The sequence below is a fragment of the Psychrobacter sp. I-STPA6b genome, assembly GCF_020662265.1.
GTDB lineage: Bacteria > Pseudomonadota > Gammaproteobacteria > Pseudomonadales > Moraxellaceae > Psychrobacter.
Genome location: NZ_VEWM01000093.1, coordinates 1 through 458, shown reverse-complemented (window position 1 = coordinate 458; position 458 = coordinate 1). Strand labels below are relative to the sequence as shown.

Annotated in this window: 1 protein-coding gene; it reads left to right on the top strand. The window is 38.0% G+C overall.

Annotation, left to right across the window (positions count from 1 at the left end):
* On the top strand, positions 1 to 296 hold a 296-nt coding region (locus FHK88_RS11760; RefSeq protein ID WP_227430942.1), incomplete at its 5' end, for a hypothetical protein.
* Positions 297 to 458 lie beyond the last annotated feature (162 nt).

Genomic DNA, 458 nt, shown 5'->3' with positions numbered 1-458 from the left:
CTATTAGCCAAGCCAAAGAGCATCTACTTAATAGTATATTTTTGCCTAAAGACATGAGGACGCTAAATCAAAAGCTAACTGATCATCTACAAGCACGGTCGGAGTTCAACCCTGATTATATAGTGGATGCACTAGACATACTTGATGAAGTCGAGGGTTTAGCAGATTTCCAGATAGACAATCATACTAAAGCGGAATTAATAATTCAGATTTGTGGTTTACTAAATAGCGAGGATGGCAAAGGCGCTAAAAATGCCCTATCAGCGGTTATGAGAAAGGTCTTAAAAGCCAGCTAACTGACACTCTAACACCTAAGCCGAGCATAAAAGTAAGCAAATCCTTTTGCTTTAATAGAGACATTCAAGTAAAAAGTTTATGCGTCATATAGTGTCGTGTAACTGACGCTTATCATTGTTGATCCCAGTGTTAAGCCGTACTATAAAGCCTCTGTTTAATAT